This is a genomic window from Zhihengliuella sp. (assembly GCF_031178195.1).
GTDB lineage: Bacteria > Actinomycetota > Actinomycetes > Actinomycetales > Micrococcaceae > Zhihengliuella.
Map to the genome: position 1 here is coordinate 36201 of NZ_JAPSJL010000002.1, position 24487 is coordinate 60687.

The window sequence follows — 24487 nt, forward strand, 5'->3', positions numbered from 1 at the left end:
GTTCAGGCCTCCTTCACCGAGACGGCGACCCCGATGGCACCGAGGTGGGTTTTGATCGCCTCGATGTCGGCGTCTGTGGGCAGATGGATGCGTAGATGCGCGAACTGCGTGCCGCCGAGATGCTCGACGGACCCGGCGAGGACGTTGACGTCGACGCCGAACTGGCGCGTGATGCTCGAGATCACCGGCTCGACGGCCTGGTCCCCGGAGTAGAGCAGCTCGAGGATGAAACCGGCCGGGATGGCATCCGGGGCGTCGCCGGGCAGAGGCAGCAGCGCCTGGGCGAGCCGCCCATCGATGTTCGCGACGACCTCGGCGAGCCGGCCGTGCTCGACGATGCGGCCGGCCTCCAACAGGGAGACGGAGTCGCAGGCGCGCTTAACCACGTTCATCTCGTGGGTGATGATCAGCACGGTGACGCTCAGGCGGTCGCGGACGGCCTTGATCAGGGTGAGGATCTCGTCGGTCGTGGTCGGATCGAGGGCCGACGTCGGCTCGTCGCAGAGCAGGACATCGGGATCGGTGGCGAGCGCGCGGGCGATGCCGACGCGCTGGCGCTGGCCGCCCGAGAGCTGGGACGGGTACGCCTCAGCGAAACGGGCCAGACCGACGATCTGCAGCAGCTCGTCGACCTTCGCGCGGATCTGCGCCTTGGGCGTGCCCACGAGCTCGAGCGGGTAGGCGATGTTCTCGGCCGTCGTCCTCGAGTCGAAGAGGTTGGCGTGCTGGAACACCATGCCGATCCGCCGACGCGCGGTCAACAGCTCTTTGTCCGAGATGCCGGAGAGGTCGCGCCCGTCCAGGGAGACGGAGCCGGACGTGGGGCGGTCCAGCAGGGTCAGGCAGCGCACGAGCGTGGACTTGCCCGCACCGGAGTGCCCGATGATGCCGTGGATCTGCCCCTTGCCGACACTGAGGGAGACTCCGTCGAGCGCGACGACTTCGCGGTCTCCCTGGCGGTAGACCTTGCGCAAATCGGTAATGGTGATCAAATGAACCTCAGGGTGTCGATCGGCAGGGGTCGGGATCTATTGAAACACCCGGCGACCCGGTATCAGGACACGACGGGTCACGGGCCGACATGTGAATGCGGCCCGGTCGTCACGACTGTGGTAGATGACACGTCGTTGCTGCCCGCAGGTTGCGGGCGGAGGGCGCCTAGAGCGCGGGCTTGTGCGGCCAGACGCCGTCGACCGTCGCGAGCGGATCCCTCCCGCGCAGGAACCGCTGGAAGTCCTCCGCCCAGGCGGAGTGCCAGTTGACCTGGGCGGCATGGAGCTCGAGAGGGTCGATCTGCAGCTCGCGGTAGCGCGTCACCTGCGCGTCGGCCACGCCGATCGTCGCCGCAGCGTCCGCGAGCGAGGTGTGCGCATTGCTGAGCGGGACCCGGTAGTACTCCGCGAGCGCGGTCAGCGTCCGCTTGCCTCGACGGTAGCGCTCGACGCGACGGTCCAGCACCAGGGGATCGATGACCGGCGCCGGGTCCAGCAGCCCGTGTCCGTGCCGGGCGGCCTCCCGGTTGAGAACCGTGAAGTCGTAGCAGGCGTTGAAGGCGAGGACGGGCATCGTCGCGAACAGGTCCGTCAGATGCCTGGCGATCTCCCCGACCGCTTCGAGGGCCGGAAGCCCCTCGGCACGCGCCCGCTCGGTCGTGACCCCGTGGACCTCTGAAGCGGCCGGCGGGATCTCCACGCCCGGGTCGACGAGCCATTCGCGGTGATGCACGATCTCGCTCCGGCCGTTCACGATGATGACCGAGGCGGTCACGATCCGTGCCGATTCGGGGTCCGTTCCGGTCGTCTCCAGGTCGAATGCCGCACGCGGCAGTTCGTGCCAGAGGACGGGGGCGGCCGATTCGGTGTGCGCGGACTGTTCGATCATGCTTCAACGGTACCGGCAGCAGCCCTCGGGATAGGACCGGTCGCGTCGCCGGCCCACCGTCCCGGCCCTCTCGCCGACGTAGGCGGTCGGACTACGCTGGCCGGTGTGCACAGTCCCCTGAACCTCGCGATCTATGAGGTCGTCGCCTGCATCCCCGCGGGATCGGCCGTCTCCTACGGCGACGTGGCCGAACTGCTGGGCGCGGGCGGGCCCCGTCAGGTCGGGGCCGCCATGGCCGGCAGCGCGGGAGAGGATCTGCCCTGGTGGCGTGTCGTCCGCGCCGACGGCTCGCTGCCGAGGGAACTGGCGGAACGTGCACGGCCCCACTGGGTGTCCGAGTCGACACCGGTGCGGGGCAGCGGCCCGGATCGCGTGCGCTTCCCGGACGCAAGATGGCGGCCGTCCGTCGACGAGTTCGCCAGGATCGACGCCATCGCCGCGCTGCTGCATCGGGGGGAGGACCGGAGCGGTGGCGACCCGTGAGCCAAGATGCGGGAGCCACGTGATTGCATAGGGCAGTCAGAGACAGCCCTGCGGACCAGGAGGAGCGGCATGGAGGCTACCGAGGCGCCACCGGGCACCGCGGCGGAGCTCGGCACCGCGACGGAGCCCCGGGACCATCGATCGGACGCAGCAGGGCCGTTGCACCTGCAGAGCCTGTCGCCGGCGCAGGAAGCCGTGACGGCTCTCCGCCGAGGGCATGGGCCGGTCCTCGTCCTCGGCGCCCCGGGCACCGGCAAGACGACGGCTCTGCTCGCGGTCGTCGCCCGCCGTCTCGGTCTCGGAGCGGGCTCCGGCCGGTCACCCGGGGCCGGGCCCGCAGCTCCGGCCGCCGACCTCGAGCCGGGGCAACTGCTCGTGCTGACCTCCGCGCGTGCCCACGGGGCGCGGCTGCGCGACCGGCTCTCGGAGGCGGTGGACGTGACGTTCTCCGAGCCGGCCGTGCGCACCTGGTCCTCGTACGCGTTCGACCTCATCCGGCGTGCGCGGCTGGGGGGATTCCTGCCGCAGCTCCAACGTCCGCCCCGCCTCTTGACCGGACCGGAGCAGGACGCCCTCATCGGGCAGATCCTCACCGGTCATGCCCAGGGCGCGCCGAGCGCCCCCGGCTGGCCGGAGTCGCTCGGCGAGGCCCTCGAGACGCGGGGGTTCCGGGGTCAGCTCCGCGAATTCTTCGACCGGCTCTCCGAGCACGGGCTCGAGCCGGCCGATGTCCAACAGCTCGGCCGGCGGCATCTGATCCCGGAGTGGGAGGCCGCCGCCCACGTCTACCAGGAGTACCGAGACCTGCTGGACCTCGGTAATGCCGAGGCCTTCGACCCCGCCGGTTTGATCAGCACGGCCGCCGCTCTCCTGGAGGAGCACGAGGAGCTCCGCGAGGCCGAGACCGCCCGATTGCAGTTGATCGTCGTGGACGACCTCCAGGAGGCCAACCCCGCGCAGTACAGGCTGCTGTCCGCGCTGGGCCGTGGTCGAGACGTGCTGGCGTTCGCGGCCCCGGACTCGGTCGTCCAGGGGTTCCGGGGTGCCCGGCCGGACTTCCTGGGCCGCGTCGAGGCGTTTCTGGGCACGGCGGAGCGTCCGGTCCGGCGTGTGGAACTCACGGAGTCCTTCAGGATGCCCACGGCTGTCGCGGAGGCGTGGGCACGGGTGGTGCGTCGCATCCCGGTCTCGGCTGGACGCGCCGGGCGCGACGTCCGGACCGACGGCCGAGGGCAGACGGGGGCGGCCGCAGCGCATCTCGTCGAGAGCCCCGTGCACGAGCAGCGGTACGTGGCCCTCCGGGTCCTGCAGGAGCACCTGCTGAACGGGCGATCCCTCAATGACATCGCGGTCATCGTCCGTCATGGCGGGCTCGTGCGGGACATGGCGCGTCATCTCACCCAGCAGGGCGTGCCCGTGACGGTCCCGCCAGCGGAGGTCCCGCTCAAGGACGAGCCGGCGGTCTGGCCGCTGGTCGCGCTACTCGACCTGGCCCAGAGCGACGACCCCGTCCCCTCCCCGGAGCTGGCCGAGTCCCTCATGACGTCGCGCTTCGGCGGCGCTACGGCTCTCGACGTGCGGCGGCTGCGGCAGCGGCTTCGCGCTGCCGACGGCTCGCTGCCGCGCCGGAGCAGCAGCGAACTCCTCGGGGCCGTCTTCCGCGAGCCCGAGCTCCTGACCGGGCTCGGACGGGAGGCCGGCGGTGCCCGGCGGATCGTGCGGATGTTCACCGCCCTGCAGGCCCACCTCGACGACGACAGCGCCAACGTCGAGACCGCACTGTGGTCCCTGTGGCACGCGTCCGGGCTGGAGGAGTCCTGGCGTCAGGCTGCGCTCGCCGGGGGAAGCGCGGGCCAGCGCGCGGACTTGGACCTAGACGCACTGCTGGCCCTGTTCCAGGCCGCCGAGCGCTACATCGACCAGCTGCCGGGGGCGACGATCGCCCAGTTCGTCGACTACATCGAGTCCCAGGACCTCCCCATGGATTCGCTCGCCGGTCGCGGTGGCGCTGCGGAGGCCGTCTCCGTGCTCACTCCGGCCGCCGCGGTGGGTCGTGAATGGGACCTGGTCCTGATCCCCGGCCTGCAGGAGGGGATCTGGCCCAACACCCGGCTCCGCGGGGAGCTGCTCAGGACCGGCGCCCTCTCCGCCCTCGTCGAGGACGGTGCGGAGGCCATGAAGCAGCGTGACGCTGCCTCCCGCGTCCGCGCTGTGCGCGCCGACGAGTTCCGCGCCTTCGCCGCCGCAGCATCGCGAGCCCGGGAGCAGCTCGTCTGCATCGCGGTGGCCTCCGAGGACGCGCAGCCCTCGGCCCTGATCGACCTGATCGACCCGCTGGAGGCCGACCGCCCCCTCACGCCGGTGCCGCGTCCGTACACGCTGTCAGGCCTCGTCGCCCACCTCCGGCGCACGGCGGAGGCGAGCCAGACATCGGCCCTGGCCGCAGCGAGGGAGCCGGCCGAGGCGCGCCGGTCCACCGCGGTCGACGACGAACCGCCCGAGGGCAGGGACGCCGGTGTCGTCCTCGGCCGGTTGGCCCACGCCGGCGTCCGCGGGGCCCACCCCGACACGTGGTGGGGCCTCGTGCCGTCCACGAGCACCGGCCCGACGGCACCGCCGGACCGGGTCCCCGCGGTCTCGCCCTCGCGCGTCCAGGCGGTTCTGGAATCGCCGCTGAACTGGTTCGTCCAGGCCGCCGGCGGGGAGGCCGCGGTCGACTTCGCGCGCAGTCTGGGTACGCTCGTGCACTCCATCGCCGAGGAGATGCCCGAGGCGACCGGCGACCAGTACAAGGCGGAGCTGGAGCGCCGATGGCCCGATCTGGACCTTCCGCCGGGCTGGGAGACTGAGAAGGACCGGACCCGGGCCGAGGAGATGCTGCGCAAACTGGCCCTCTACGGCATCGAGATGCGCAAGAGCGGGAGGCGGCTCGTCGGACAGGAGATCCCCATCGACGTCGTTGTCGACCGCGACGGTCGGCAGGCGCGCATCAAGGGCGTCATCGACCGCGTGGAGCTCGGCGAGGACGGGCGTCCGTACGTCGTCGACCTCAAGACCGGCAAATCGAAGCCGACCCGGGAGGAGGTCCAGCAGCATCCACAGCTGGGGACCTACCAGGCAGCGGTGCTCGCCGGCGCGCTCGGGGACCGCCTCCCGCTGCCCGTCCTCCCGTGTCCCGCAGGGGCAGCCCTGGTCCAGCTGGGCGACGGGACGAAGACGGCCAAGCCGCAGGAGCAGCACCCCATCCGGGGCGCCGACGACGACTGGGCCACGCCACTGGTGCTCGAGGCCGCCGGCCTCATGGGCGCTGCCGACTTCCTGGCCCGCCACGACCCCTCCAGGGGGCGCTCTGTGCCCTGCAGGCTCCCGGGAGTCTGCCCGCTGTGCGACGAAGGAAGGCAGGTGACGCAGCCGTGATCACCTCGATGCGGTTCACTCCGGAGGACCTCGCGGACCGACTCGGCCAGTTCCAGCCGACCGAGCAGCAGTCGGCCATCATCTCTGCCCCCTTGGAGCCGATGCTGGTGATCGCCGGCGCGGGATCCGGCAAGACGGCGACCATGGCGGATCGGGTCGTGTGGCTCGTCGCGAACGGGTTCGTCCGCCCGGACGAAGTCCTCGGGGTCACCTTCACCCGGAAGGCGGCCGGGGAACTCGCCCACCGCATCCGGATCCAGCTCATGCGGCTCGCCGAGCACGGGCTGATCGACGGAGAGCTGGACGAGCTGGGCGAGCCCAGCGTCTCCACATACCACGCCTACGCGAACTCGCTCGTCGCGGACCACGGCATGCGCATCGGCATCGAACCCGACGCGGAGCTCCTCGGCAGCGCGCAGACCTGGCAGCTCGCGGACCGGATCGTCCAGGAGTACGACGGCGATCCCGCCGAGCTGCAGGCGGCCCGCTCGACCCTGACCGACGCCGTCGTGCACTTCGCCTCCGAATGCGCCGAGCACCTGATCGCCCCGGGCGAGGCAGCTGCCCACCTCGAGGCCGAGACGGCTCGGCTCGACGCGCTGCCCTATCTCGCCGGCAAGGAGAAGGACCGGGCCCAGGCGGCCGAGAAGATCATCGGCATGCTGCGCACCCGCGCAGCCGTGGCCCGTCTGGCCGAACGATACGCGGCGGCCAAGCGCGAGCGCTCGGTCCTGGACTACGGCGACCTCGTCGCGTTCGCGGCCCGGATCGCCCGGGACGTCCCCGCGGCGCGCGAGGAGGAACGGTCGCGGTTCAAGGTCGTGCTCCTGGACGAGTTCCAGGACACCTCGCATGCTCAGATGGTCCTCTTCTCGTCCCTCTTCGGGGACGGTCATGCCGTCACAGCCGTCGGCGACCCCAACCAGTCGATCTACGGGTTCCGCGGCGCCTCCGCGGGTCAGCTCTTCCGCTTCCCCCAGGAGTTCCCCAGGGTCACCGAGTCGGGACGGGAGCCCGCTGTCGCGGCGCACCTCACCACGGCATGGAGGAACTCCGTGAACATCCTGGAGGCGGCGAACGCTGTCTCCGCACCGCTGGTCCGCGAGTCGGAGCGGGGCGGCTCCATCGGCGTCGAACCGCTCGTCCCGAGCCCGGTCGCCGGCGCGGGGCGCGTTGAACTCGCCCGGCTCCCCACCAGCGGGGAGGAGATGCGGTGGCTCGGCCGTCGCCTGCAGGAGGCACGCGAGAGCGCCCTGCGCGAGACCGGCACGCTGCCCACCGCAGCCGTGCTGTTCCGGCGCCGGGAGGAACTCGCCGAGATGGCCGCGGCGCTCGACGAACTCGGGATGGACTACGAGATCGTCGGCCTGTCCGGTCTGCTCGCCCTGCCCGAGATCGTCGACATGGTGGCCACACTGCGCATCCTCGTGGACCCCAACCGGTCCGACGCGCTGCTGCGCCTCCTCGCCGGCGCCCGCTGGCGGCTCGGCCCCGCCGACCTCCTCGCGTTCTCCGAGTGGGCACAGGCCCTCGCCTGGCGCCGCCAGCGTGCCCTGGCCGCCCCCGCGCCGAACCCCGAGACGTCGACCGAATCGGAGAGTGACGCCGCCGGTCCCAGCGCGCCGCCCCAGGAGATCACCGACATGGCGAGCCTGGTCGAGGCCCTCGACGAACTGCCGCCCCCGGGATGGACCAGCCGCAGCGGTCGGAGCCTGACCGTCGCCGCGCGTGAGCGCCTGGGCCGTTTCCAGCAGGAGGTCCGGTACCTGCGCACGTTCGTCGACGACGACCTGCTCGCCCTGCTGAACGAGGTCGAGCGGACCCTCGGACTCGACATCGAACTCGCCGCCAAGCCCGGCCAGGACATCCACGCGGCCCGTCGCAGCCTCGACGCGTTCGCCGATGTGGCGGCGACCTATCGCTCGACCGCCGCCGGAACATCGCTGACCGGATTCCTCGCCTGGCTCGATGCCGCCGCCGAGCAGGAGGGCGGCCTGCCGATCCCGCAGGGCGACACCGGCTCACGCGCAGTCCAGCTCCTGACCATCCACGCCTCCAAGGGCCTCGAATGGGACGTCGTCGCCGTGGCGGGGCTGAACGACAGCGTGTTCCCGACAGCCCGGGACAACCGGTGGAGCAGCGGACACCAGGCACTGCCGTGGCCGCTGCGCGGGGACCGGCACGACCTTCCCCAGTGGGACCTCGACCAGCCGGACCTCAAATCAGTCCTCGAGGCAGAGAAGGAGTTCAAGGGCCTGGTCGCCGCCCATGTCGAGCTCGAGGAGCGCCGGCTCGCGTACGTCGCCCTGACCCGCGCTCGGCATCTCCTCATTGCGACCTGCTCCGTCTGGTGCGGCAGCCGGAGCAAACCCGTCGGCGTCTCGCCGTTCATGCAGGACCTGCTGCCGCTGACGGAGGGCCCGACGCCGCGCGCCGTGCCCAGCATCTGGTGCGCCGACGAGGACGCGCCGACCGAGAACCCCTACCGTGAGGAGCCACTCGAGGCGGTCTGGCCCTTCGACCCGCTGGAGGGCCCGCACGTCACGCGCGGCGGCGTCGAATTGGCACCCCCGCCGTCCAGACGGCCCGCCCTCGAGGGGGCCGCTGCGCGGGTCCGCGAGACGGCGGTCGCCCTTCGCGCGGCTGCAGCGGGCCGGACCGGCGCAGCCGCGACCGAGGTCGAGCACGACGAAGCCGCCCAGCGCATCGCCACGGAGGAGGGGCGCGCCTGGCTCGCCGAGGCGGAGCTGCTCCTGAAACGGCAGCAGCGGACAGCCGCGCCGAAGGAGTACGAACTGCCGCGGCACGTCAGGGCGTCGCTGTTCGTCGACCTCGCGAGCGAACGACAGGCCGTCCTCGCCCAGCTCAGGCGCCCCGTTCCGCGTCGCCCGGGCCTGGCCGCACGGAAGGGCACCGCCTTCCACGCCTGGGTCGAGGAGCGATTCGGCAGCAGCGGCATGCTCGACATGGAGGAGTGGACCACCGCGGCCGACACCCACATCGACGACGCCTACGACCTCGAGGACATGAAGGCGGCCTTCCTGGCATCGGAGTGGGCGGACCGGCAGCCCGTGGAGGTCGAGGTCCCCTTCGAGACGAACATCGGCCCGGTCAACGTCCGTGGTCGGATCGACGCCGTCTTCGCCGAGCGGCGACCCGACGGCGAGCTCCACTGGACACTGGTGGACTGGAAGACGGGCCGCGTGCCGACTGGTCGGGAGGCCGAGGCGAAGGCGATCCAGCTCGCCGTGTACCGGCTCGGCTGGGCCCGCCTCCATGGTCTGGACGTCGACAGAGTCGACGCCGCGTTCTTCTATGTCACCCAGGGGCGGACACTGAGACCGCCGCGGCTGGCGTCTGAGGGAGAGCTCGAGGAGCTGATCGCCTCGGCGTTCCCCGACTGACGGCTCCGGGCGTCGACCCGGTGTGGTCCTCGCCGGCCGCGGTTCCCGCTGGATCGTCGCTAGTCGTCGCGCTTCTTCGCGTGGATCTGGATGATCGGCATGTCGGAGGTGGCAGCCTCGGGCTCGGTCGGGGAATCCGGCGACGCAGGGTCCTCGGCGGCGGAATCGGTGTGTGCCGTGTCCTCGCCGGCCGGCTCGTTGCCCGCCGCACCGTCCTTGTCGGCCTCCGCCTCGGGGGCGTCTCCGGGGCCCGGCGCGGGGTCGTCGACCACCCCGTCTGGGCCCTTCGTCGCGCTCTCCGGCTCGGCGACGGGCGGGAGTTCCACGACTCGCCCCTCCGCCGGCGGTGCCGCGGCATCGGCCCCGCCGGGGCTGGGCGGGGTCTCCGCCGGGACGCTCCGGAGCGGCGTCGCCCCGGCGCCGGCCTCGTCGGCCGCGGTGGCCTGGGCACCGGCTTGAGCGGTGTCGGACTGCGCTGCCTCACCGGGGGTGTACCGCGGTGGCTCGACCACGCTGATCGGCTGCCCACCGTACTCGGCGATGTCCTGGTCGAGATCGATCAGCATCTGCTCCGCCTCGTGCACCCGCGCCTGCTCGCCCCCGGCCAACGCCTTGGACAGCCACTGGGCCAGTGCGAATTCGGCGGCCAGAGCGGCCCGCCGCATGATGTGGGGGTCGGACTTCTCGCCGCGTTCGGCGACGTAGGCCTCGACCACGGCGTCGCTGAACGAGGGCTCGGATGCGGCCGCGAGCCAGGCGAGATCGTCGGCGGGGTCGCCGATACGCAGATCGGTCCATCCCGTGACGGCGGTGACGGAGGAGCCCTTCACCAGGAGGTGGTCCTCGTGGAGGTCGCCATGGACGACCGTCGGATTGAACCGCCAGAGCCCCACGTCCTCGAGGGCGTGCTCCCACCGTCGCAGCAGCCGAGAGGGGATCTTGCCCGTGGTGGCGGCCTGGTCCAGCTCGTTCAGACGGCGCTGGCGGAACTGGTCCGCCGAGTAGACCGGCAGGTCGGCGCGGTCGACGACTTCCTCCGGCAGGCTGTGGATCGCCGCGATGGCGCGGCCGATGTTCGCGGCCGTCGTGCCACCGGCGGCGATGAGCTCGTCCAGCGGCACCGCGAAGCCGTCGAGGTGGTTGTACACGAACGTCCGCAGCGGCCCCTGCCGGACCGTGCCCGCGATCGACGGGATCCGGAAGGGCAGGGCCGCCCGCACGGCGGGCGTGAACGAGCGCAGCGCGGCGAGCTCGGTCTCGAGCCGCATGCTGGCCTCGTCGTGCCGTGGTGCGCGGATCCGCCACTGGTTGTTCTGCGAGTCCCGGACCAGCGCCGAATCGAAGTCGTCGGCATCGTCAGCCAGCGCTGCGACGCCGACAGGGGAGAGCCCCGGGACGGCGGCCGTCGCGATGGCGGCAAGTTCCATGGGAGAGCGTTTCACCCTTACACCGTAGTGTGCGACGGCGGCACCGGGCGGCCGACGGTGGCGGCGAGTCGCCAATATTGGGCAAACGTACAGGGGGCGCGCCTAGTCGACTTGTCGTCCTCCACAGGGGACTGGGCGCGAGCGCGGGAGCGGTGGCGCCCCGAGTACGGTAGGACCCATGACTGCCCGTATCGAAGCATCCGGCATCGCGCCCTTGGCCTCCGGCGCGGCGGCCGCGGATCCGCTCGAGCGCCATTGCGCCGCGCGCGCCGCCGACGACTGGATGGAGCGGCTCGCCGCCGACGAGGGAACCCGCTATCTCGCCGTCTGGCCCCGGCGGGGCATCCTCGCCGTCCCGACGCGCGGGGACAGCTCGCACGGCGAAGCCCCACGCGGGAACTCGCCGCGCGGGGATCGGCTCGTGCTCACTCGCCAGGAGCCGTTCGCCGGGCAGCCGCCGACCGGTGCTCCGCTGCTGCGCGTCTATCTGGGCGAGGCGCGGATCCCGGACGCTCCCGGTGGCGAGGCGGCGTCGCACCACGTCGTCGCGGTGGTGCCCCTCGCGCCGGCGCACCCCCAATTCGACGGGGACTGCCTGGGTGTGCCGCGGCTCCCCGACGCGGAGAGCGCGGCCGACGTCGTCTGGTCCGGCCTGCGCGAGCTCGCGCCGGCCCTCGGACCGGCCGAGCTGGAACTCGTCCTGGCGGCTACGGCGATCGTCAACTGGCATCGCACCCATACGCACTGCCCGCGCTGCGGAACCGCCACCGCGGTCACCCAGAGCGGATGGGTGCGCGTGTGCCCGGCCGACGGCAGCGAGCACTTCCCGCGCACGGATCCGGCCGTGATCGTGGCCGTCACCGATGCCGAGGATCGGCTGCTGCTCGGCGCGAACGCGGCCTGGGGCGGGCGGCGCTACTCGACGCTGGCGGGTTTCGTCGAGCCCGGGGAGACGCTCGAGGCAGCGGTCGTCCGGGAGATTCAGGAGGAGGCCGGGATCAGGCTCCACACCGTTCGCTACGCCGGCTCGCAGTCCTGGCCGCTCCCCGCCTCCCTCATGCTGGCCTTCACGGCCAGCACGGACGACGTCGAGCCCACGCCCGACGGCGAGGAGATCGTCGACCTGCGGTGGTTCACCCGGCAGGAGCTCGCCGCCGCCGTCGAGTCGGAGGAGATCGGCGTGCCCACCCCGGCGTCCGTCGCCAGGGCGCTGGTGGAACTTTGGTACGGTGAGCCGTTGCCCGAACCGCGCCAGCCGGAGAATCAGAGCGAGTGAGCACCGACCACCCCATCCTCAACGGACTCGACGCCGAACAGCGCGCCGTGGCCACCCACCTCGCGGGACCGCTGTGCGTCCTGGCGGGGGCGGGAACCGGCAAGACCCGCGCCATCACCCACCGGATCGCCTACGGGGTCCAGACGGGCGCCTACCAGGCCAACCAGGTCCTGGCCGTCACCTTCACCGCCCGCGCTGCAGCGGAGATGCGCACGCGGCTGCGTGACCTCGGGGCTCCCGGCGTCCAGGCCCGAACGTTCCACGCCGCGGCCCTGCGCCAGCTCCAGTACTTCTGGCCCCAGTCCATCGGCGGCCAGATGCCGGCGATCATCGACTACAAGGCGCAGATGGTCGCCGAGGCCGCCCGGCGCCTGCGCATGAGCACCGATCGAGCCTCCATCCGCGACCTCGCCGCCGAGATCGAGTGGGCCAAGGTCTCGATGAACACGCCGGAGAACTACGTGGAGGCGGCCGCCGGACGGGCCGACGTCGCAGGCTTCGACAAGACGACCGTCGCCCGGATCTTCCAGTCCTACGAGGACGTGAAGACTGACCGGCACATGATCGACTTCGAGGACGTCCTGCTCCTCACCGTCGGCATCCTCGACACGGACGAACGCATCGCCGCGCAGATCCGCAGCCAGTACCGGCACTTCGTCGTCGACGAGTACCAGGACGTCTCCCCGCTGCAGCAGCGGCTCCTGAACCTCTGGCTGGGGGACCGGGACGAGCTCTGCGTGGTCGGCGACGCCAGCCAGACCATCTACTCCTTCACCGGGGCCACGCCCGCCCACCTGCTCGAGTTCACGAAGTCCCATCCGGGAGCACCCGTCGTCAGGCTCGTCCGCGACTACCGCTCCACACCCCAGGTCGTGGATCTGGCCAATCGGCTCCTCAGCGGGCGCCGGATCGAGGCCGGGGTGCCGGACCGGGACGTCGTCTGGCCGGAGCCGCTGGAACTCGTCGCCCAGCGCGACGATGGTCCGCCGCCGTCGTTCCACGAGCTCGGGGACGACGAGGCGGAGGGCGCGTTCGTCGCCCAGCGGATCCAGACGCTCATCGACGAGGGAACGAAACCCTCCGAGATCGCGATCCTGTACCGGACCAACGGGCAGTCGGAGACGTACGAGCAGGCGCTCGCAGCCGCAGGCATCGGCTACCAGCTCCGGGGAGGAGAGCGGTTCTTCCAGCGTCGTGAGGTCCGCGACGGCATCCTCCAGCTCCGGGCCGCCTCCCGCCTGGACGCCGAGGGCAGCGTGACCCAGCAGGTCAAGGACATCCTGTCCTCGCTCGGCTACAGCGAGGCGCCGCCGGCAGCGTCGGGAGCGGTCCGCGAGCGCTGGGAGTCGCTCAGCGCGCTCGTCGCTCTCGCTGAGGAGCTGGAGCGCACGCGCTCGGGACCCGAGCAGTCGTTCACGCTGATGGAGTTCGTGGCGGAGCTCGACGAACGAGCGGCAGCGCAGCACGCGCCGACCGTCCAGGGCGTCACCCTGGCATCCCTGCACTCGGCCAAGGGGCTCGAATGGGACGCCGTGTTCCTCGTCGGGCTCAGCGACGGGCTGATGCCGATCTCCTTCGCCGATGACCAGGCCGGGTACGACGAGGAACGGCGCCTGCTCTACGTGGGCATCACCCGGGCCAGGATCCACCTGTCCCTGAGCTGGTCGCTCTCCCGGACGCCCGGCGGACGGGCGAGCCGCCGCGCGTCCCGATTCCTCGACCGCCTCCGCCCCCGCGCCGAGGCCGCGGGGATCCCCGGAGCGAAGCCGGTCAAGCGGCGCCGTCAGGCGGGTCCTCCGACCTGTCGGGTCTGCGGCAGCCTGCTGTCGACGCCGGGTCAGCGCAAGGTCGGGCGTTGCAACGACTGCCCGGCCGGGTACGACGAGGCCGTGTTCGAGCAGCTCCGCGAATGGCGGCGCGCCACCGCGCTGGATGCGGCGGTACCGGCCTTCGTCATCTTCACCGATGCGACCCTCATCGCCATCGCCGAGCAGAACCCGCAGGATACGGCCGCCCTCGCGAAGATCCCGGGCGTCGGGCGCACCAAGCTCGAACGCTACGGGTCGGAGGTGCTCTCGATCCTGGGCGGCGCGGAGGCCTGATCGGCCCGCTCGCACCGGAGACGGGGTGCGGGAGGCGACCGGGCGTTCTCAACCGGCCGGGATGCACAGGCACCCCGGCCGCGGGGCGACGTCGTCGTAGCGCAGGCCGCCGGTGGCCAGATCCACGCCGATGATCCGAGCGGCCGAGGCCGGCACGTTGACGGCATCCACGGCCATCAGCACGTGCATGGCGGCCAGGCTGCCCACGGTCGCGGCGAGCGTCAGCTCCAGTTCCGTGGGGCGCGGCAGGCACGGGAGTGCCGTCCGCTCCGCCCGCAGCCGATCCAGTGCCCGGTTGCCGCACTCCCGGCAGGGAGTCAGCCCGGGCACGTGCAGCGGACCGATACTGGCCGTCCCGTCGCCGTGCTCGAGCGGCAGGAGCAGCCAGTGCTCGGGCGGCTCGTCCACCGCGGCGGCCGACTGGGCGGCCCCCGGCGCTCCACCGTGCCGGGACGAGGAGAGGAGGACCACCGTGGTCGCCTCCGATGCCGTATCGAGCGTGCCGCGCCCGGTCGTCGCATCGGCGCTCTGCCGCCGCGAGGGGGACGGGGCACGGTCCGGCAGGTCGGCGCAGAGCCGGGCGTCCGGGTGGCGGGCGGCGAGGGCGCGGAGCAGCTCGCTGCCGCGCGGGCGGCCGATCCGGTTCCGGCTCAGGAGTCCGGTCAGGGCGTCCTGCGGGGTCACGGAGCCTGCGTCGCGCACCACGAGCGTGCCGATGCCTGCGCCGAGGAGCAGATCGGCGGCGTACTGGGCGGCGCGCGGTGCGCCCTCCAGGACGACGACGGCCTCCGCCCGGCGCTGCAGGCCGCGCCCGGCGTGTTGGTCGTAGGCGACGGACCAGTGGGCGATGTCCGGTGCGAGCCCGAGCCGGGTCCCGGTGCGCGCCGGGCCGGGCGGGACCGGCACCAGAGCCGGGGCCAGCAGCGCGTCGAGCTCGCGGCAGCGCTCGGGTGGCGGGTAGCCGGGGTCGGCCACGAGGGGCGGAGCCGAGCGGGAGCTGCGGTGGGCGAGGGCCGTCGCGTAGGCGTGGTCGGCATCGTCGAGCCCCTGCAGTTCCAGGGCGGTTCGGCCGCCGCCGATCCGCAGGCAGTCGCCGTCGCGCTGCAGGGCGAAGCCCGGATTGAGGCAGCGCCGTGGCGGGTGCTGCATCCCGAGCGGGGGCGCGGCATACCCGGCCGGTCCTGCGGGACCGGCGGGGGCGGGCCGCAGACGGGACGGTGGGGGAGGCGGTGCGGGTGTGACGGGGATGCTCATCCCGGCATCGTTGCACGCTTCGCGTCGGGGGCGTGGGGTTATCCACAACCGGGCGTCGAGATGCGGGACCCCGGACGGCCCGACTGTAGATTCTCAAGTGGTCGAGAGCACTGGGCGGTCCGTGAGGGGCCGCCCGGGGAACAACGAGGAGGACGGGCCATGGCACTGCAGGTCATCCGCGAGTACCGGATCGACGACGGCACGCCCGTCCGCATCCTGGCGTCGACGCGGAGGAACAAGTCTGTGGCGGCCAAGTGGCGCGGTGCCGCCATCGAGGTCACCGTGCCGGCCTGGATGAGCGAGGACGCGCAGGCGCGCCACGTCGACTCGCTGCTACGGCGCATGCGCTCGAAGCGCGGTCTCGCGGCGCACCGGCGCAGCGACGACGCCCTGCTCCAGCGGGCCCGGCGGCTGGATGTCGAGTACCTGCACGGGTTGGCGCGCCCCGAGGTCGTCCGCTGGGTGACGAATCAGAATTCGCGGTGGGCGTCCGCGACGAGTGCGCGCAAGTCGATCAGGGTGTCGCACCGACTCAAGGGCGCCCCGGACTACGTGCTCGATGCGGTTCTCGTCCACGAGCTCTCGCACCTGATCGCCACTGACGGCCACGGCCCCCAGTTCCGTGCCCTCGAACGGCGCTACCCGCGTCTGGAGGAGGCCAATGCCTTCCTCGCGGGGGCGAGCTTCGCCTGGGGCACGGCCACCGGGGACAGCACTCCCGGGCTCGACGACGACCCCGACGAAGACGACCCCGACGACGAGGACGCCGATGGCCCGGACGCCGATGGCTCGGACACGGCGGAGAGCGCCGGGCCGGCACCCGGCAGCCGGCCGAATGCCGACGGGCTGGACCTGAACGGCTGGCTCTAGGTGCCTCCGGGGCCTACCGGTCGTCCTGGTCTGGCCCCTGGTCCTCGCGGTCGGTGCCGGCCTCGTTGGAGCCTCCCGCTCCGCTGGAGTTGCCGCTGTCGGTCTCCGTCTCGTCGGCCGGCTCGTCGAAGCCCCCCGAGAGGAGCTTGGTGAGGGCCTCGTCGATCTCGCTGTCCGCAGCATCGGCGAGCCGTCGGCGCTCCGTGAAGCCGTGGGGATCGTCGAGGTCCTCCGAGGTCGGCATGAGGTCGGGGTGGGCCCAGACGTCGTCCCGCCCCTCGTAGCCGCGCTCCTCCCGCATGACCCTCCAGAACTCTGCCGCGTCCCGCAGCCTGCGAGGCCGCAGCTCGAGTCCCACCAGTGAGGCGAACGCCTGCTCGGCGGGCCCCCCGGTGGCGCGCCGCCGGCGCAGCATCTCGCGCAGGGCCGGCGCGGAGGGGAGATTGACCGCGGCCTCGGCGACGACGTCGTCGACCCAGCCCTCGATGAGCGCGAGCGCGGTCTCGAGTCTGGCCAGCGCGCTGTCCTGCTGCGGCGTCCGCTGAGGCGTGAACAACCCCTCGCCCGCGATGGCCTGGAGCGACTCCGGCTGCAGGGGATCGACGTCCCGCATGGCCTCCTCCACCCGGGACATGTCGATGTGGATGCCGCGGGCGTACGCCTCGATCGCGCCCAGCACATGCGAACGGAGCCACGGCACGCGGGCGAAGAGCCGCAGGTGGGCGGCCTCGCGCAGGGCGATGAAGAGCAGGATCTCCTGCTCGGGTGCGTCAAGGTCGGCCCCGAACGCCTTCACGTTGTGCGGCAGGAGCACGGGCCGCTGCCCGGCGAGTGGGAGCCCGATGTCCGTGGCCCCGAAGACGTCCTTGGCGAGTCCGCCGACGGCCGTGCCCAGCTGCATGCCGAACAGTGCGCCGCCGAGGTTCCGGAACATCCCCTGCGCGCCGGCGAGCATCGCCTTCGCCTCCTCGGGGACCTGCTCCTGCATGGCCGTCGTCATCGCCGTCGACATCGACTCGGCCACATCCGCCGTGAGGACCTTCCAGGTGTCCATCGTGGCGGCGATCCACTCGGCCCGCGACAGCGCCTCGAAGTCGGCCGGGACGCCGTCGAACGCCGTCGCGCGGTCCAGCCACAGCTCGGCGAGATGGCCGGCCTCGCGGGCGGCCTGCCTCAGCTGGTCGGACACGCTCGGATCATCTCCTGCAGCGGCCTGCCGCGCCGAGTCCTGCGCGAGCTTCCAGTTCACGGCGCCGCCGTCGCCGCTGGCCATGGCGCCCATCAGGCTCTGCATCTGCCGGAACATGGCCTGCATGGCCTCCGGGTCCGTCTGCCCGCCCATGGCCTTCTTCAATTCCTCCGGCAGCTGGCTGGCATCCATGCTGCGCGGATCGAAACCGGGGATTCCGCCGCCCTGACCGCCGAACAGCTGCGAGAACATCTCGCTGAACGGGTCGCGGTCGTCGTCCGGGCCGTCGGGGCGCTGGTTCTCCGAGTTGTCTGCCATGGGTCAACCGTACTCCGCGAGTCCGCACAGCGGACTCTCCCGCGCGACCGGTTCGCTGACGGCAAATCCCGCCTCGGCCGGCCGGCCAGTAGGCTGGAGGCCATGCATCAAGGAGCCCCGACGCAGCATGCCCGCCAGGCGCCCGGCCAGCAGCGCCGCGGCCGCACGCTGACCGCAGCGACCGCGATCGGCGTCGGGCTCGCCTTCGTGGCGATGCTCCTCCCCGCTCCGTACGTCGTCGAGGCCCCCGGACCGGTGGTGAACACCGTCGGCGAGGCGCAGGGCGAGCCGGTCCTCTCCGTCGGCGGCCACCGCTCCTATCCGACGTCGGGCCGGCTGGACCTGACCACCGTCTACGTCCGCGGCGGAGCCGGACGCCAGATCAGCTTCTTCGACACCCTCGTCGCCTGGACCAGCGGCGATCAGGACGTCTTCCCCGCGGAGAGCGTCTATCCACGCGGCGTGACGGGGGAGGAGGTCTCCGAGCAGAACACCGCGGCGATGGACGACTCACAGGAGACCGCCGTCGCAGCCGCCCTGGGCGAGCTGGGCATCGACTACGCGTCGGAGATCTCCGTGGTCGACTTCGCCAGCGACCTGAACAGCGACGTCCTCGAGGAGGGCGACGTCGTCCTGGCCGTCAACGGCGGCGCGGTCACGACCGCGCAGGACGTGCGCGACGCGTTGCAGGAGGCGGAGAGCTCCACGCTCCGCATCCGTCGCGGCGGCGAGGAGCTCGACGTCGAGGTGGACAGCGAGGAGGTCGACGGAGCCCGCCGCGTCGGGATCTACCTCCGCACCGAGTACGACTTCCCCTTCGAGGTCCGCTTCGGACTGGAGGACATCGGCGGTCCGAGCGCCGGCATGATGTTCGCCCTGGGGGTCGTCGAGCTGCTGACGCCCGGTCAGCTTCCCGGCGACACCCACGTGGCCGGGACCGGGACCGTCACGGCGGGCGGGATGATCGGCCCCATCGGCGGCATCGCGCAGAAGGCGGTCGGCGCACGCGAGGCGGGGGCGGAGGTCTTCCTCGCGCCCGCCGGCAACTGCGCCGACCTCGAGGGCAGGGTCCCGGAGGGGCTCGACGTCGTCCGGGTCGAGACCCTGGCCGACGCGTACGACGCCGTGGCGCACCTGGGCGGCGGCGGAGCGGCGGGGGACCTGCCCACCTGCTGAACGTGCCGGCGGCGCGGGCCGCGGGCGGCTGCGTCCCGGGCCGGCGGCGCGGGTGGCCGGGGCCGTGACGCCCGCCACGGGATCCTCGGCTGCGTGGTTCGCCACACAGGCTCTGTTCAGGCAGAATGGGCGGCAAACTATGCCTTGCCGGGCATGGTGACGAAAACCCGTTGACGTGAGGTTCTCATGACGTTTGGTACAGACTTCCCCTTCGGCGGACGCCCGCCGGGGTCCGGCGATTCCGACGACGGCCGGCAGCCGCCGAGGGAGCCGCATCGGAAGCGGTCGCCGTTGATGCCGACCCTGATCGTCCTCGCGGTCCTCGTGGTCGGCTTCGTCTTCTTCGCCAACACGTACGCCGACGTGCTGTGGTTCAACCAGCTCGGCTACGCGGAGGTCTTCTGGACCCAGAAGCTCACGCAGATCGCGATCTTCGTCGTGGCCTTCCTCCTGATGGGGGTCGGCGTCTGGGCCAGCCTGCGGATCGCGTACCGGTCGCGGCCGATCTACGCGTCCGCCGCCAGCCAGAACGACATCCTGGGCCGCTACCAGGCCCAGCTCGAGCCGATGCGGCGTCTGCTGATGATCGGTGTTCCCGTGGTCCTGGCGTTCTTCTCGGGCGCCGCGGTCGCGAGCCAGTGGGACACGGTTCTGCTCTTCCTCCACCAGCAGCCGTTCGGCGAGGCCGACCCCGAGTTCGGGATGGACCTCTCCTTCTTCCTCAACACGCTGCCCTTCCTCGGCCTCGTCCTCGGCTACCTCGTCTCGGTCGTGCTCATCGGCGGCATCGCCGGCATCCTGATGCACTACCTCTACGGCGGCATCCAGATCGAGGAGCGCGGGGGCGTCAAGGTCACCAAGGCCGCCCGGCTGCACATCGTCGTCGTCGTCGCCCTGTTCCTGCTGCTCCAGGCCGGCAACTACTGGCTCGACCGCTACTCGACGCTGCTCAGCCAGGACGGCCGGGTAGCCGGAGCGCTCTACACGGACGTCAACGCCGTCATTCCCACCAAGACCATTCTCGCGGTGGCCGCCGTGCTCGTCGCGATCCTCTTCGTCGTCGGCGGGATCCTCGGCCGCTGGAAGCTGCCCATCGTCGGCACGGCCATGCTCGTCGTGACCGCGATCGTCGCGGGCGGCGTCTACCCGTTCGTGGTGCAGCAGTACCAGGTGGTGCCCTCGGAGAAGACCCGCGAGCGCGAGTACATCGCCAAGAACATCGAGATGACCCGTCAGGCGTACGACATCGACGACGTCCAGGCCTCCAACTACGACGCCACCACGGACACGGCGCAGAATGCGCTCGCGGCGGACTCGGCGACGACCACCAACATCCGTCTGCTGGACCCGAACCTCGTCTCCGACGCGTTCTCGCAGCTCCAGCAGTTCCGCCCCTACTACCAGTTCGCCGAGACGCTCGACGTCGACCGCTACGAGATCGACGGCGAGACGGAGGACACGGTCATCGCGGTGCGCGACGTCAACGTCGACACCGACGACTCGTGGGTCAACCAGCACATCACCTACACGCACGGCTACGGCGTCGTCGCAGCCTACGGGGCCCAGGTCGCGGCCGGTGGGCGGCCCGACTTCTCGCTCGGCGGCATCCCGACGACGGGCGAGCTGGCCAGCGAGGACGACTACGAGCCGCGCATCTACTTCGGCGAGTTCTCGCCCGAGTACTCGATCGTCGGCGGTCCGGAGGGCTGGGAGCCGCGCGAGCTGGACCGTCCGCAGGACGAGTCCGGCGAGGGTGACGCCAACACCACGTTCTCCGGCGACGGCGGCCCGAACGTGGGCAACCCGCTGAACCGCCTGGTCTACGCCCTGAAGTTCGGCTCGACGGACCTGCTGCTCTCCAGCGACGTGAACTCCGAGTCGCAGATCCTCTACGACCGGAACCCGAAGGAGCGCATCCAGAAGGTCGCCCCGTACCTGACCGTCGACTCGAACTCCTACCCGGCGATCGTGGACGGCCGCGTGAAGTGGATCGTCGACGCCTACACGACGAGCGACAACTTCCCGTACGCGCAATCGCAGCGCCTCGAGTCCGCGGTGACCGACTCGCTGTCCGACGGCGAGCGGGCCGTCACGGCTTCCGGGCAGGTCAACTACATCCGCAACTCGGTCAAGGCCACGGTCGACGCCTATGACGGCTCCGTGGACCTGTACGCCTGGGAGCCGGACGAGCCGCTGCTGAAGGCCTGGCAGTCCGTGTTCCCCACATCCATCAAGCCCTACTCGGAGATGTCGGCGGACCTGATGGCGCACGTGCGCTATCCGGAGGACATGTTCAAGATCCAGCGCGAGGTGCTGGGCAGGTACCACGTCACGGACCCGGACAACTTCTACGAGGCCAACGACGCCTGGCAGGTCCCGAACGACCCGACCTCCGACGAGCAGGTCAAGCAGCCGCCGTTCTACCTCTCCATGAAGATGCCGGAGCAGGAGGAGGAGGCGTTCTCGCTCACGTCGACGTTCATCCCGCAGGGCAATCAGGCCGGCAACCAGCGCAACGTCCTGTACGGCTTCCTGGCCGCGGAGTCCGACGCCGGCGGGGAGGCCGGCAAGAAGGCGGAGGGCTACGGTACGCTCCGGCTCCTGGAGCTGCCCCGCAGCACCGTGATTCCGGGCCCCGGTCAGGCCCAGCAGAACTTCGACTCCAACACCGCCGTCTCGCAGGAGCTCAACCTGCTCCGCCAGGGTGCGTCGACGGTCCTCAACGGCAATCTGCTGACCCTGCCCGTCGGCGGCGGCATCCTGCACGTGCAGCCCGTGTACGTGCAGTCCACCGGCCAGACGGCCTATCCGACCTTGCGGAAGGTCCTCGTGTCCTTCGGCGACAAGGTCGGGTTCGCCGACACCCTGTCCGGGGCACTCGACCAGCTCTTCGAGGGGGCCTCCGGTGCCGAGACGAGCGAAGGTGAGGGCGCCGGTGCAGGGGAGGAGGCCCCGGGCGAGGACCCGGCGTCCGCCAGCGCGGAGCAGCGGCTCAAGGATGCCCTCGCGGCAGCCAACGCTGCCATCCAGGCCGGCCAGGAGGCACTGGCCGAGGGCGACTTCGCGGCCTACGGCGAGCAGCAGGAGGCCCTGCAGCGGGCCATCCAGGCCGCCATGGACGCCGACGCGGAGCTCACGGGCGAGCCGGTCGTACCCGAGGGCGAGGAGGCCCCCGCCTCCGAGTCGCCGGCGCCCGAGGGCGAGGGAGGGAACGGCTAGCGGCCGGCCGATTTGCGTTCTCCGCCCCGCGATGCAAGAATTGAGTCTTGCGGCGCGGGGTGGAGCAGTTCGGTAGCTCGCCGGGCTCATAACCCGGAGGTCAGAGGTTCAAATCCTCTCCCCGCAACTGGAAACCGGCCCTGACAGGGAAACCTGTCGGGGCCGGTTCTTTTGTGCGCACATGTTTCGTCATGGTTCGTGTTGCGCCGTAACGGCCCGGGACGTGTCGCCACGCAGACCCGGAGCCTCAGGAGGCCCTAGTAGTCTGAATCCGAGATTCGTCGAAAGGACCGCCAGTGAACGCGCCAACGTCGACCACGTCGCGTGATGCCCGTGGGCCGAAGCAGCCCAGTACGTGGATCAAGCTCGGAGCGTACGTCGGGGGCGCCGTCGTGCTCTTCGCCGTCGCCGTCCTCGCGGCTCGCTGGCTGGTGGGCCTCGACGGCGTGCAGGACTTCCTCCAGCGCTATCCGGGGCACACGCCGCTGCCGGAGGCGACGCCCGTCGGGCTGCCGGCCTGGCTGGGCTGGCAGCACTTCCTCAACGCGTTCTTCCTGCTGCTGATCATCCGCAGCGGATGGTTGGTCCGGACGCAGCAGCGGCCGCCCGCGCACTGGACCCGCAACAACAAGGGCCTGATCAAGACCAAGAACCCCCCGAAGCGCATCAGCATCAACCTGTGGCTCCACCTCACGCTGGACGCGCTGTGGGTGCTCAACGGGCTGGTCTTCCTGGTGCTCATCTTCGCCACCGGACACTGGGCGCGGATCGTGCCGACCAGCTGGGAGATCTTCCCCAACGCGGTCTCGGCCGGTCTCCAGTACCTCTCGCTGAACTGGCCGCTGGAGAACGGCTGGGTCAACTACAACTCGCTGCAGGTGCTCGCGTACTTCGTGACGGTGTTCATCGCGGCGCCGCTGGCCGTCATCACCGGCCTGCGCATGTCGGAGGCCTGGCCGAAGAAGGCTGCCGTGAACCGGTTCTACCCGATCGAGGCGGCGCGCGCGGTTCACTTCCCGACCATGGTGTACTTCGTCGCGTTCATCGTCGCCCACGTGGCTCTGGTGCTGGCCACCGGTGCGCGGCGGAACCTCAGCCACATGTTCGCCGCGCAGGAGGACGCCGGCTGGCTCGGCTTCTGGATCTTCCTCGTCTCGGTGGCCGTGATGGCCGCCGGCTGGTTCCTCGCCAGACCTGCGCTTCTGGCTCCGATCGCCTCGCTGATGGGCCGCGTCAGCCGCTGAGGGCGATGCGCGGAGGCGGCGGATCCGGGTCCGACGCCGCGCCCCGCCGGGCGGTCGGACGTGCCGTGCACGCCGGACCGGGCCCCGATTTGAACACCGGCCCTGCGACGTGTAGAGTCTTATCTCGCGCCGCGGGGTGGAGCAGTTCGGTAGCTCGCCGGGCTCATAACCCGGAGGTCAGAGGTTCAAATCCTCTCCCCGCAACGAGAAACAGGCCCTGACTTGGGAAACCAAGTCAGGGCCTGTTGTTTTAACGGGGGGTTCCGGTGAGGACCTGGGCCGGGGCAGCGCGCCGGGAGCGAGGGGTGAGGCGCCCGGGAAGCGCCTCACCCGGACGGCAGCTCAGGCCCCGTGGTAGCTGTTCGCTTCGTTCTCGCCGCTCGCCTGCCCGAGCTCGGCGGGGGAGCGCCCCTGTTTCAGGGCGGCCAGCCGGGCCTCGACCTCCAGCTGCTCGCCCAGGTCGTCGAGCTGCTCGAACTGCGAATCGAGGCTGGAGGCGGCCAGCTCGTTCGCGCCGATGACCTTGGCCTCCTCCCGCCGGATCTTCTCCTCGAAACGGGAGAGCTCCGACGTCGGATCCATCAGATTCACACTCTTGAGTGCGTCATGGACCTGGCTCTGCGCGGCCGCGGCCTTGGAGCGGGCCACCAGCTCGTCGCGCTTGGCGACCAGCTGCTGGCGCTTCGACTTCATCTGCTCCAGTCCGGACTTCAGCTTCTCGACGACCTGTTCCTGCGACGCGATCGTGGGCTCGACTCCCTTGGCCTCGCCCTCCGACTGCAGCTGACGCTGGATGGCGACCTTGGCGAGGTTGTCCCACTTGGCCGCGTCCGCATCCTGGCCGGCCGTGCGGTGCTGTTCGGCCCGCGACGACGCCGCCAGCGCCTTGCTGCCCCAGTCCTCGGCCGCGCGGAGGTCCTCGTCCCGGTCCTGCTGCATCAGGCGCAGGTTGCCGATGGTCTGCGCGATGGCTGCCTCCGCCTCGGCGATGTTGTCCGTGTAGTCGCGCAGCATCTGGTCCAGCATCATCTGCGGGTCCTCGGCCTGGTCGATCAGGGCGTTGATGTTCGCCTTGGCGAGTTGGGCGATCCGGCCGAATATCGACTGCTTCTGCATGGTGTTCCCTTTCGTTGGCTGACGTTTCGTGGGTCTGTAGGGGTCTGTACGGGTCTGTGCAGGTGTGAACGGTGCTGGGCTGAGTGGTGCGTGTCAGGCTCGGGCGCTCTG

Annotated in this window: 15 protein-coding genes and 2 tRNA genes; 11 read left to right on the forward strand and 6 right to left on the reverse strand. The window is 71.3% G+C overall.

Annotated features, from left to right (window positions below; translation table 11 throughout):
• Window positions 1-2: 2 nt before the first annotated feature.
• Both RIN46_RS02880 and RIN46_RS02885 read right to left on the reverse strand, forming a co-directional pair.
• Window positions 3-992, reverse strand: a complete 990-nt coding sequence (locus RIN46_RS02880) for an ATP-binding cassette domain-containing protein (protein WP_309080074.1) — start codon at window positions 990-992, stop codon at window positions 3-5.
• A 166-nt stretch (window positions 993-1158) separates the two neighbouring features.
• Entirely contained in the window at window positions 1159-1881 is a 723-nt protein-coding gene (locus RIN46_RS02885; protein ID WP_309080073.1) for a 3'-5' exonuclease, read from the reverse strand.
• A 105-nt stretch (window positions 1882-1986) separates the two neighbouring features.
• Here RIN46_RS02885 and RIN46_RS02890 point away from each other — a divergent pair, with 105 nt between their 5' ends.
• The 3 genes from RIN46_RS02890 to RIN46_RS02900 all read left to right on the forward strand — a co-directional run bounded on the left by RIN46_RS02890 (window position 1987) and on the right by RIN46_RS02900 (window position 9185).
• Window positions 1987-2364, forward strand: coding sequence for an MGMT family protein (locus RIN46_RS02890; RefSeq protein WP_309080072.1), 378 nt, complete (start codon window positions 1987-1989; stop codon window positions 2362-2364).
• Window positions 2365-2433: 69 nt separating this feature from the next.
• On the forward strand, window positions 2434-5781 hold the full coding sequence (locus RIN46_RS02895) for an ATP-dependent DNA helicase (protein WP_309080071.1): 3348 nt from the start codon (window positions 2434-2436) through the stop codon (window positions 5779-5781).
• Entirely contained in the window at window positions 5778-9185 is a 3408-nt protein-coding gene (locus RIN46_RS02900) for an ATP-dependent DNA helicase (protein ID WP_309080070.1), read from the forward strand. Before RIN46_RS02895 ends, RIN46_RS02900 begins: the two co-directional genes overlap by 4 nt.
• Window positions 9186-9244: 59 nt before the next feature.
• Here RIN46_RS02900 and RIN46_RS02905 read toward each other — a convergent pair whose 3' ends face one another.
• Complete coding sequence (locus RIN46_RS02905; protein WP_309080069.1) at window positions 9245-10612, reverse strand: phosphotransferase; 1368 nt, start codon at window positions 10610-10612, stop codon at window positions 9245-9247.
• Between the two features lie 178 nt (window positions 10613-10790).
• On the opposite strand from RIN46_RS02905, the gene nudC reads away from it, so the two are divergent.
• Both nudC and RIN46_RS02915 read left to right on the forward strand, forming a co-directional pair.
• Window positions 10791-11888, forward strand: a complete 1098-nt coding sequence (nudC, locus tag RIN46_RS02910) for an NAD(+) diphosphatase (RefSeq protein ID WP_309080068.1) — start codon at window positions 10791-10793, stop codon at window positions 11886-11888.
• Window positions 11885-13990 (forward strand): ATP-dependent DNA helicase UvrD2, encoded by a 2106-nt coding sequence (locus RIN46_RS02915; RefSeq protein WP_309080067.1) that lies wholly within the window; start codon window positions 11885-11887, stop codon window positions 13988-13990. The genes nudC and RIN46_RS02915 overlap by 4 nt, the downstream gene beginning before the upstream one ends.
• Window positions 13991-14038: 48 nt before the next feature.
• On the opposite strand, the gene RIN46_RS02920 is transcribed toward RIN46_RS02915, so the two are convergent.
• Window positions 14039-15244, reverse strand: coding sequence for a hypothetical protein (locus RIN46_RS02920; RefSeq protein WP_309080066.1), 1206 nt, complete (start codon window positions 15242-15244; stop codon window positions 14039-14041).
• Between the two features lie 159 nt (window positions 15245-15403).
• On the opposite strand from RIN46_RS02920, the gene RIN46_RS02925 reads away from it, so the two are divergent.
• Window positions 15404-16114, forward strand: coding sequence for a YgjP-like metallopeptidase domain-containing protein (locus RIN46_RS02925; RefSeq protein WP_309080065.1), 711 nt, complete (start codon window positions 15404-15406; stop codon window positions 16112-16114).
• A gap of 13 nt (window positions 16115-16127) precedes the next feature.
• Here RIN46_RS02925 and RIN46_RS02930 read toward each other — a convergent pair whose 3' ends face one another.
• Window positions 16128-17621: a zinc-dependent metalloprotease gene (locus RIN46_RS02930; RefSeq protein ID WP_309080064.1), complete on the reverse strand. Its 1494-nt coding sequence runs from the start codon at window positions 17619-17621 to the stop codon at window positions 16128-16130.
• A 102-nt stretch (window positions 17622-17723) separates the two neighbouring features.
• Between RIN46_RS02930 and RIN46_RS02935 the strand changes: the two genes are divergently transcribed.
• The 5 genes from RIN46_RS02935 to RIN46_RS02955 all read left to right on the forward strand — a co-directional run bounded on the left by RIN46_RS02935 (window position 17724) and on the right by RIN46_RS02955 (window position 23464).
• Entirely contained in the window at window positions 17724-18797 is a 1074-nt protein-coding gene (locus RIN46_RS02935) for a S16 family serine protease (protein WP_309080063.1), read from the forward strand.
• Window positions 18798-18983: 186 nt separating this feature from the next.
• Entirely contained in the window at window positions 18984-22016 is a 3033-nt protein-coding gene (locus tag RIN46_RS02940) for a UPF0182 family protein (protein WP_375141833.1), read from the forward strand.
• A gap of 53 nt (window positions 22017-22069) precedes the next feature.
• Window positions 22070-22143 (forward strand) — tRNA-Met (locus RIN46_RS02945).
• Between the two features lie 232 nt (window positions 22144-22375).
• Complete coding sequence (locus tag RIN46_RS02950) at window positions 22376-23260, forward strand: cytochrome b/b6 domain-containing protein (protein WP_309080130.1); 885 nt, start codon at window positions 22376-22378, stop codon at window positions 23258-23260.
• 130 nt (window positions 23261-23390) lie between these two features.
• A tRNA-Met gene (locus RIN46_RS02955) sits at window positions 23391-23464 on the forward strand.
• 138 nt (window positions 23465-23602) lie between these two features.
• Here RIN46_RS02955 and RIN46_RS02960 read toward each other — a convergent pair.
• Window positions 23603-24376, reverse strand: coding sequence for a PspA/IM30 family protein (locus RIN46_RS02960; RefSeq protein ID WP_309080062.1), 774 nt, complete (start codon window positions 24374-24376; stop codon window positions 23603-23605).
• Between the last annotated feature and the right edge of the window lie 111 nt (window positions 24377-24487).

Bases quoted from the DNA above. Each gene is read 5' to 3' on its own strand.
- RIN46_RS02885 (WP_309080073.1), bottom strand. From the start codon at position 1,881: ATGATCGAACAGTCCGCGCACACCGAATCGGCCGCCCCCGTCCTCTGG.
- RIN46_RS02895 (WP_309080071.1), top strand. From the start codon at position 2,434: ATGGAGGCTACCGAGGCGCCACCGGGCACCGCGGCGGAGCTCGGCACC.
- RIN46_RS02905 (WP_309080069.1), bottom strand. From the start codon at position 10,612: ATGGAACTTGCCGCCATCGCGACGGCCGCCGTCCCGGGGCTCTCCCCT.
- nudC (WP_309080068.1), top strand. From the start codon at position 10,791: ATGACTGCCCGTATCGAAGCATCCGGCATCGCGCCCTTGGCCTCCGGC.
- RIN46_RS02920 (WP_309080066.1), bottom strand. From the start codon at position 15,244: ATGAGCATCCCCGTCACACCCGCACCGCCTCCCCCACCGTCCCGTCTG.
- RIN46_RS02925 (WP_309080065.1), top strand. From the start codon at position 15,404: ATGGCACTGCAGGTCATCCGCGAGTACCGGATCGACGACGGCACGCCC.
- RIN46_RS02930 (WP_309080064.1), bottom strand. From the start codon at position 17,621: ATGGCAGACAACTCGGAGAACCAGCGCCCCGACGGCCCGGACGACGAC.
- RIN46_RS02935 (WP_309080063.1), top strand. From the start codon at position 17,724: ATGCATCAAGGAGCCCCGACGCAGCATGCCCGCCAGGCGCCCGGCCAG.
- RIN46_RS02940 (WP_375141833.1), top strand. From the start codon at position 18,984: ATGACGTTTGGTACAGACTTCCCCTTCGGCGGACGCCCGCCGGGGTCC.
- RIN46_RS02960 (WP_309080062.1), bottom strand. From the start codon at position 24,376: ATGCAGAAGCAGTCGATATTCGGCCGGATCGCCCAACTCGCCAAGGCG.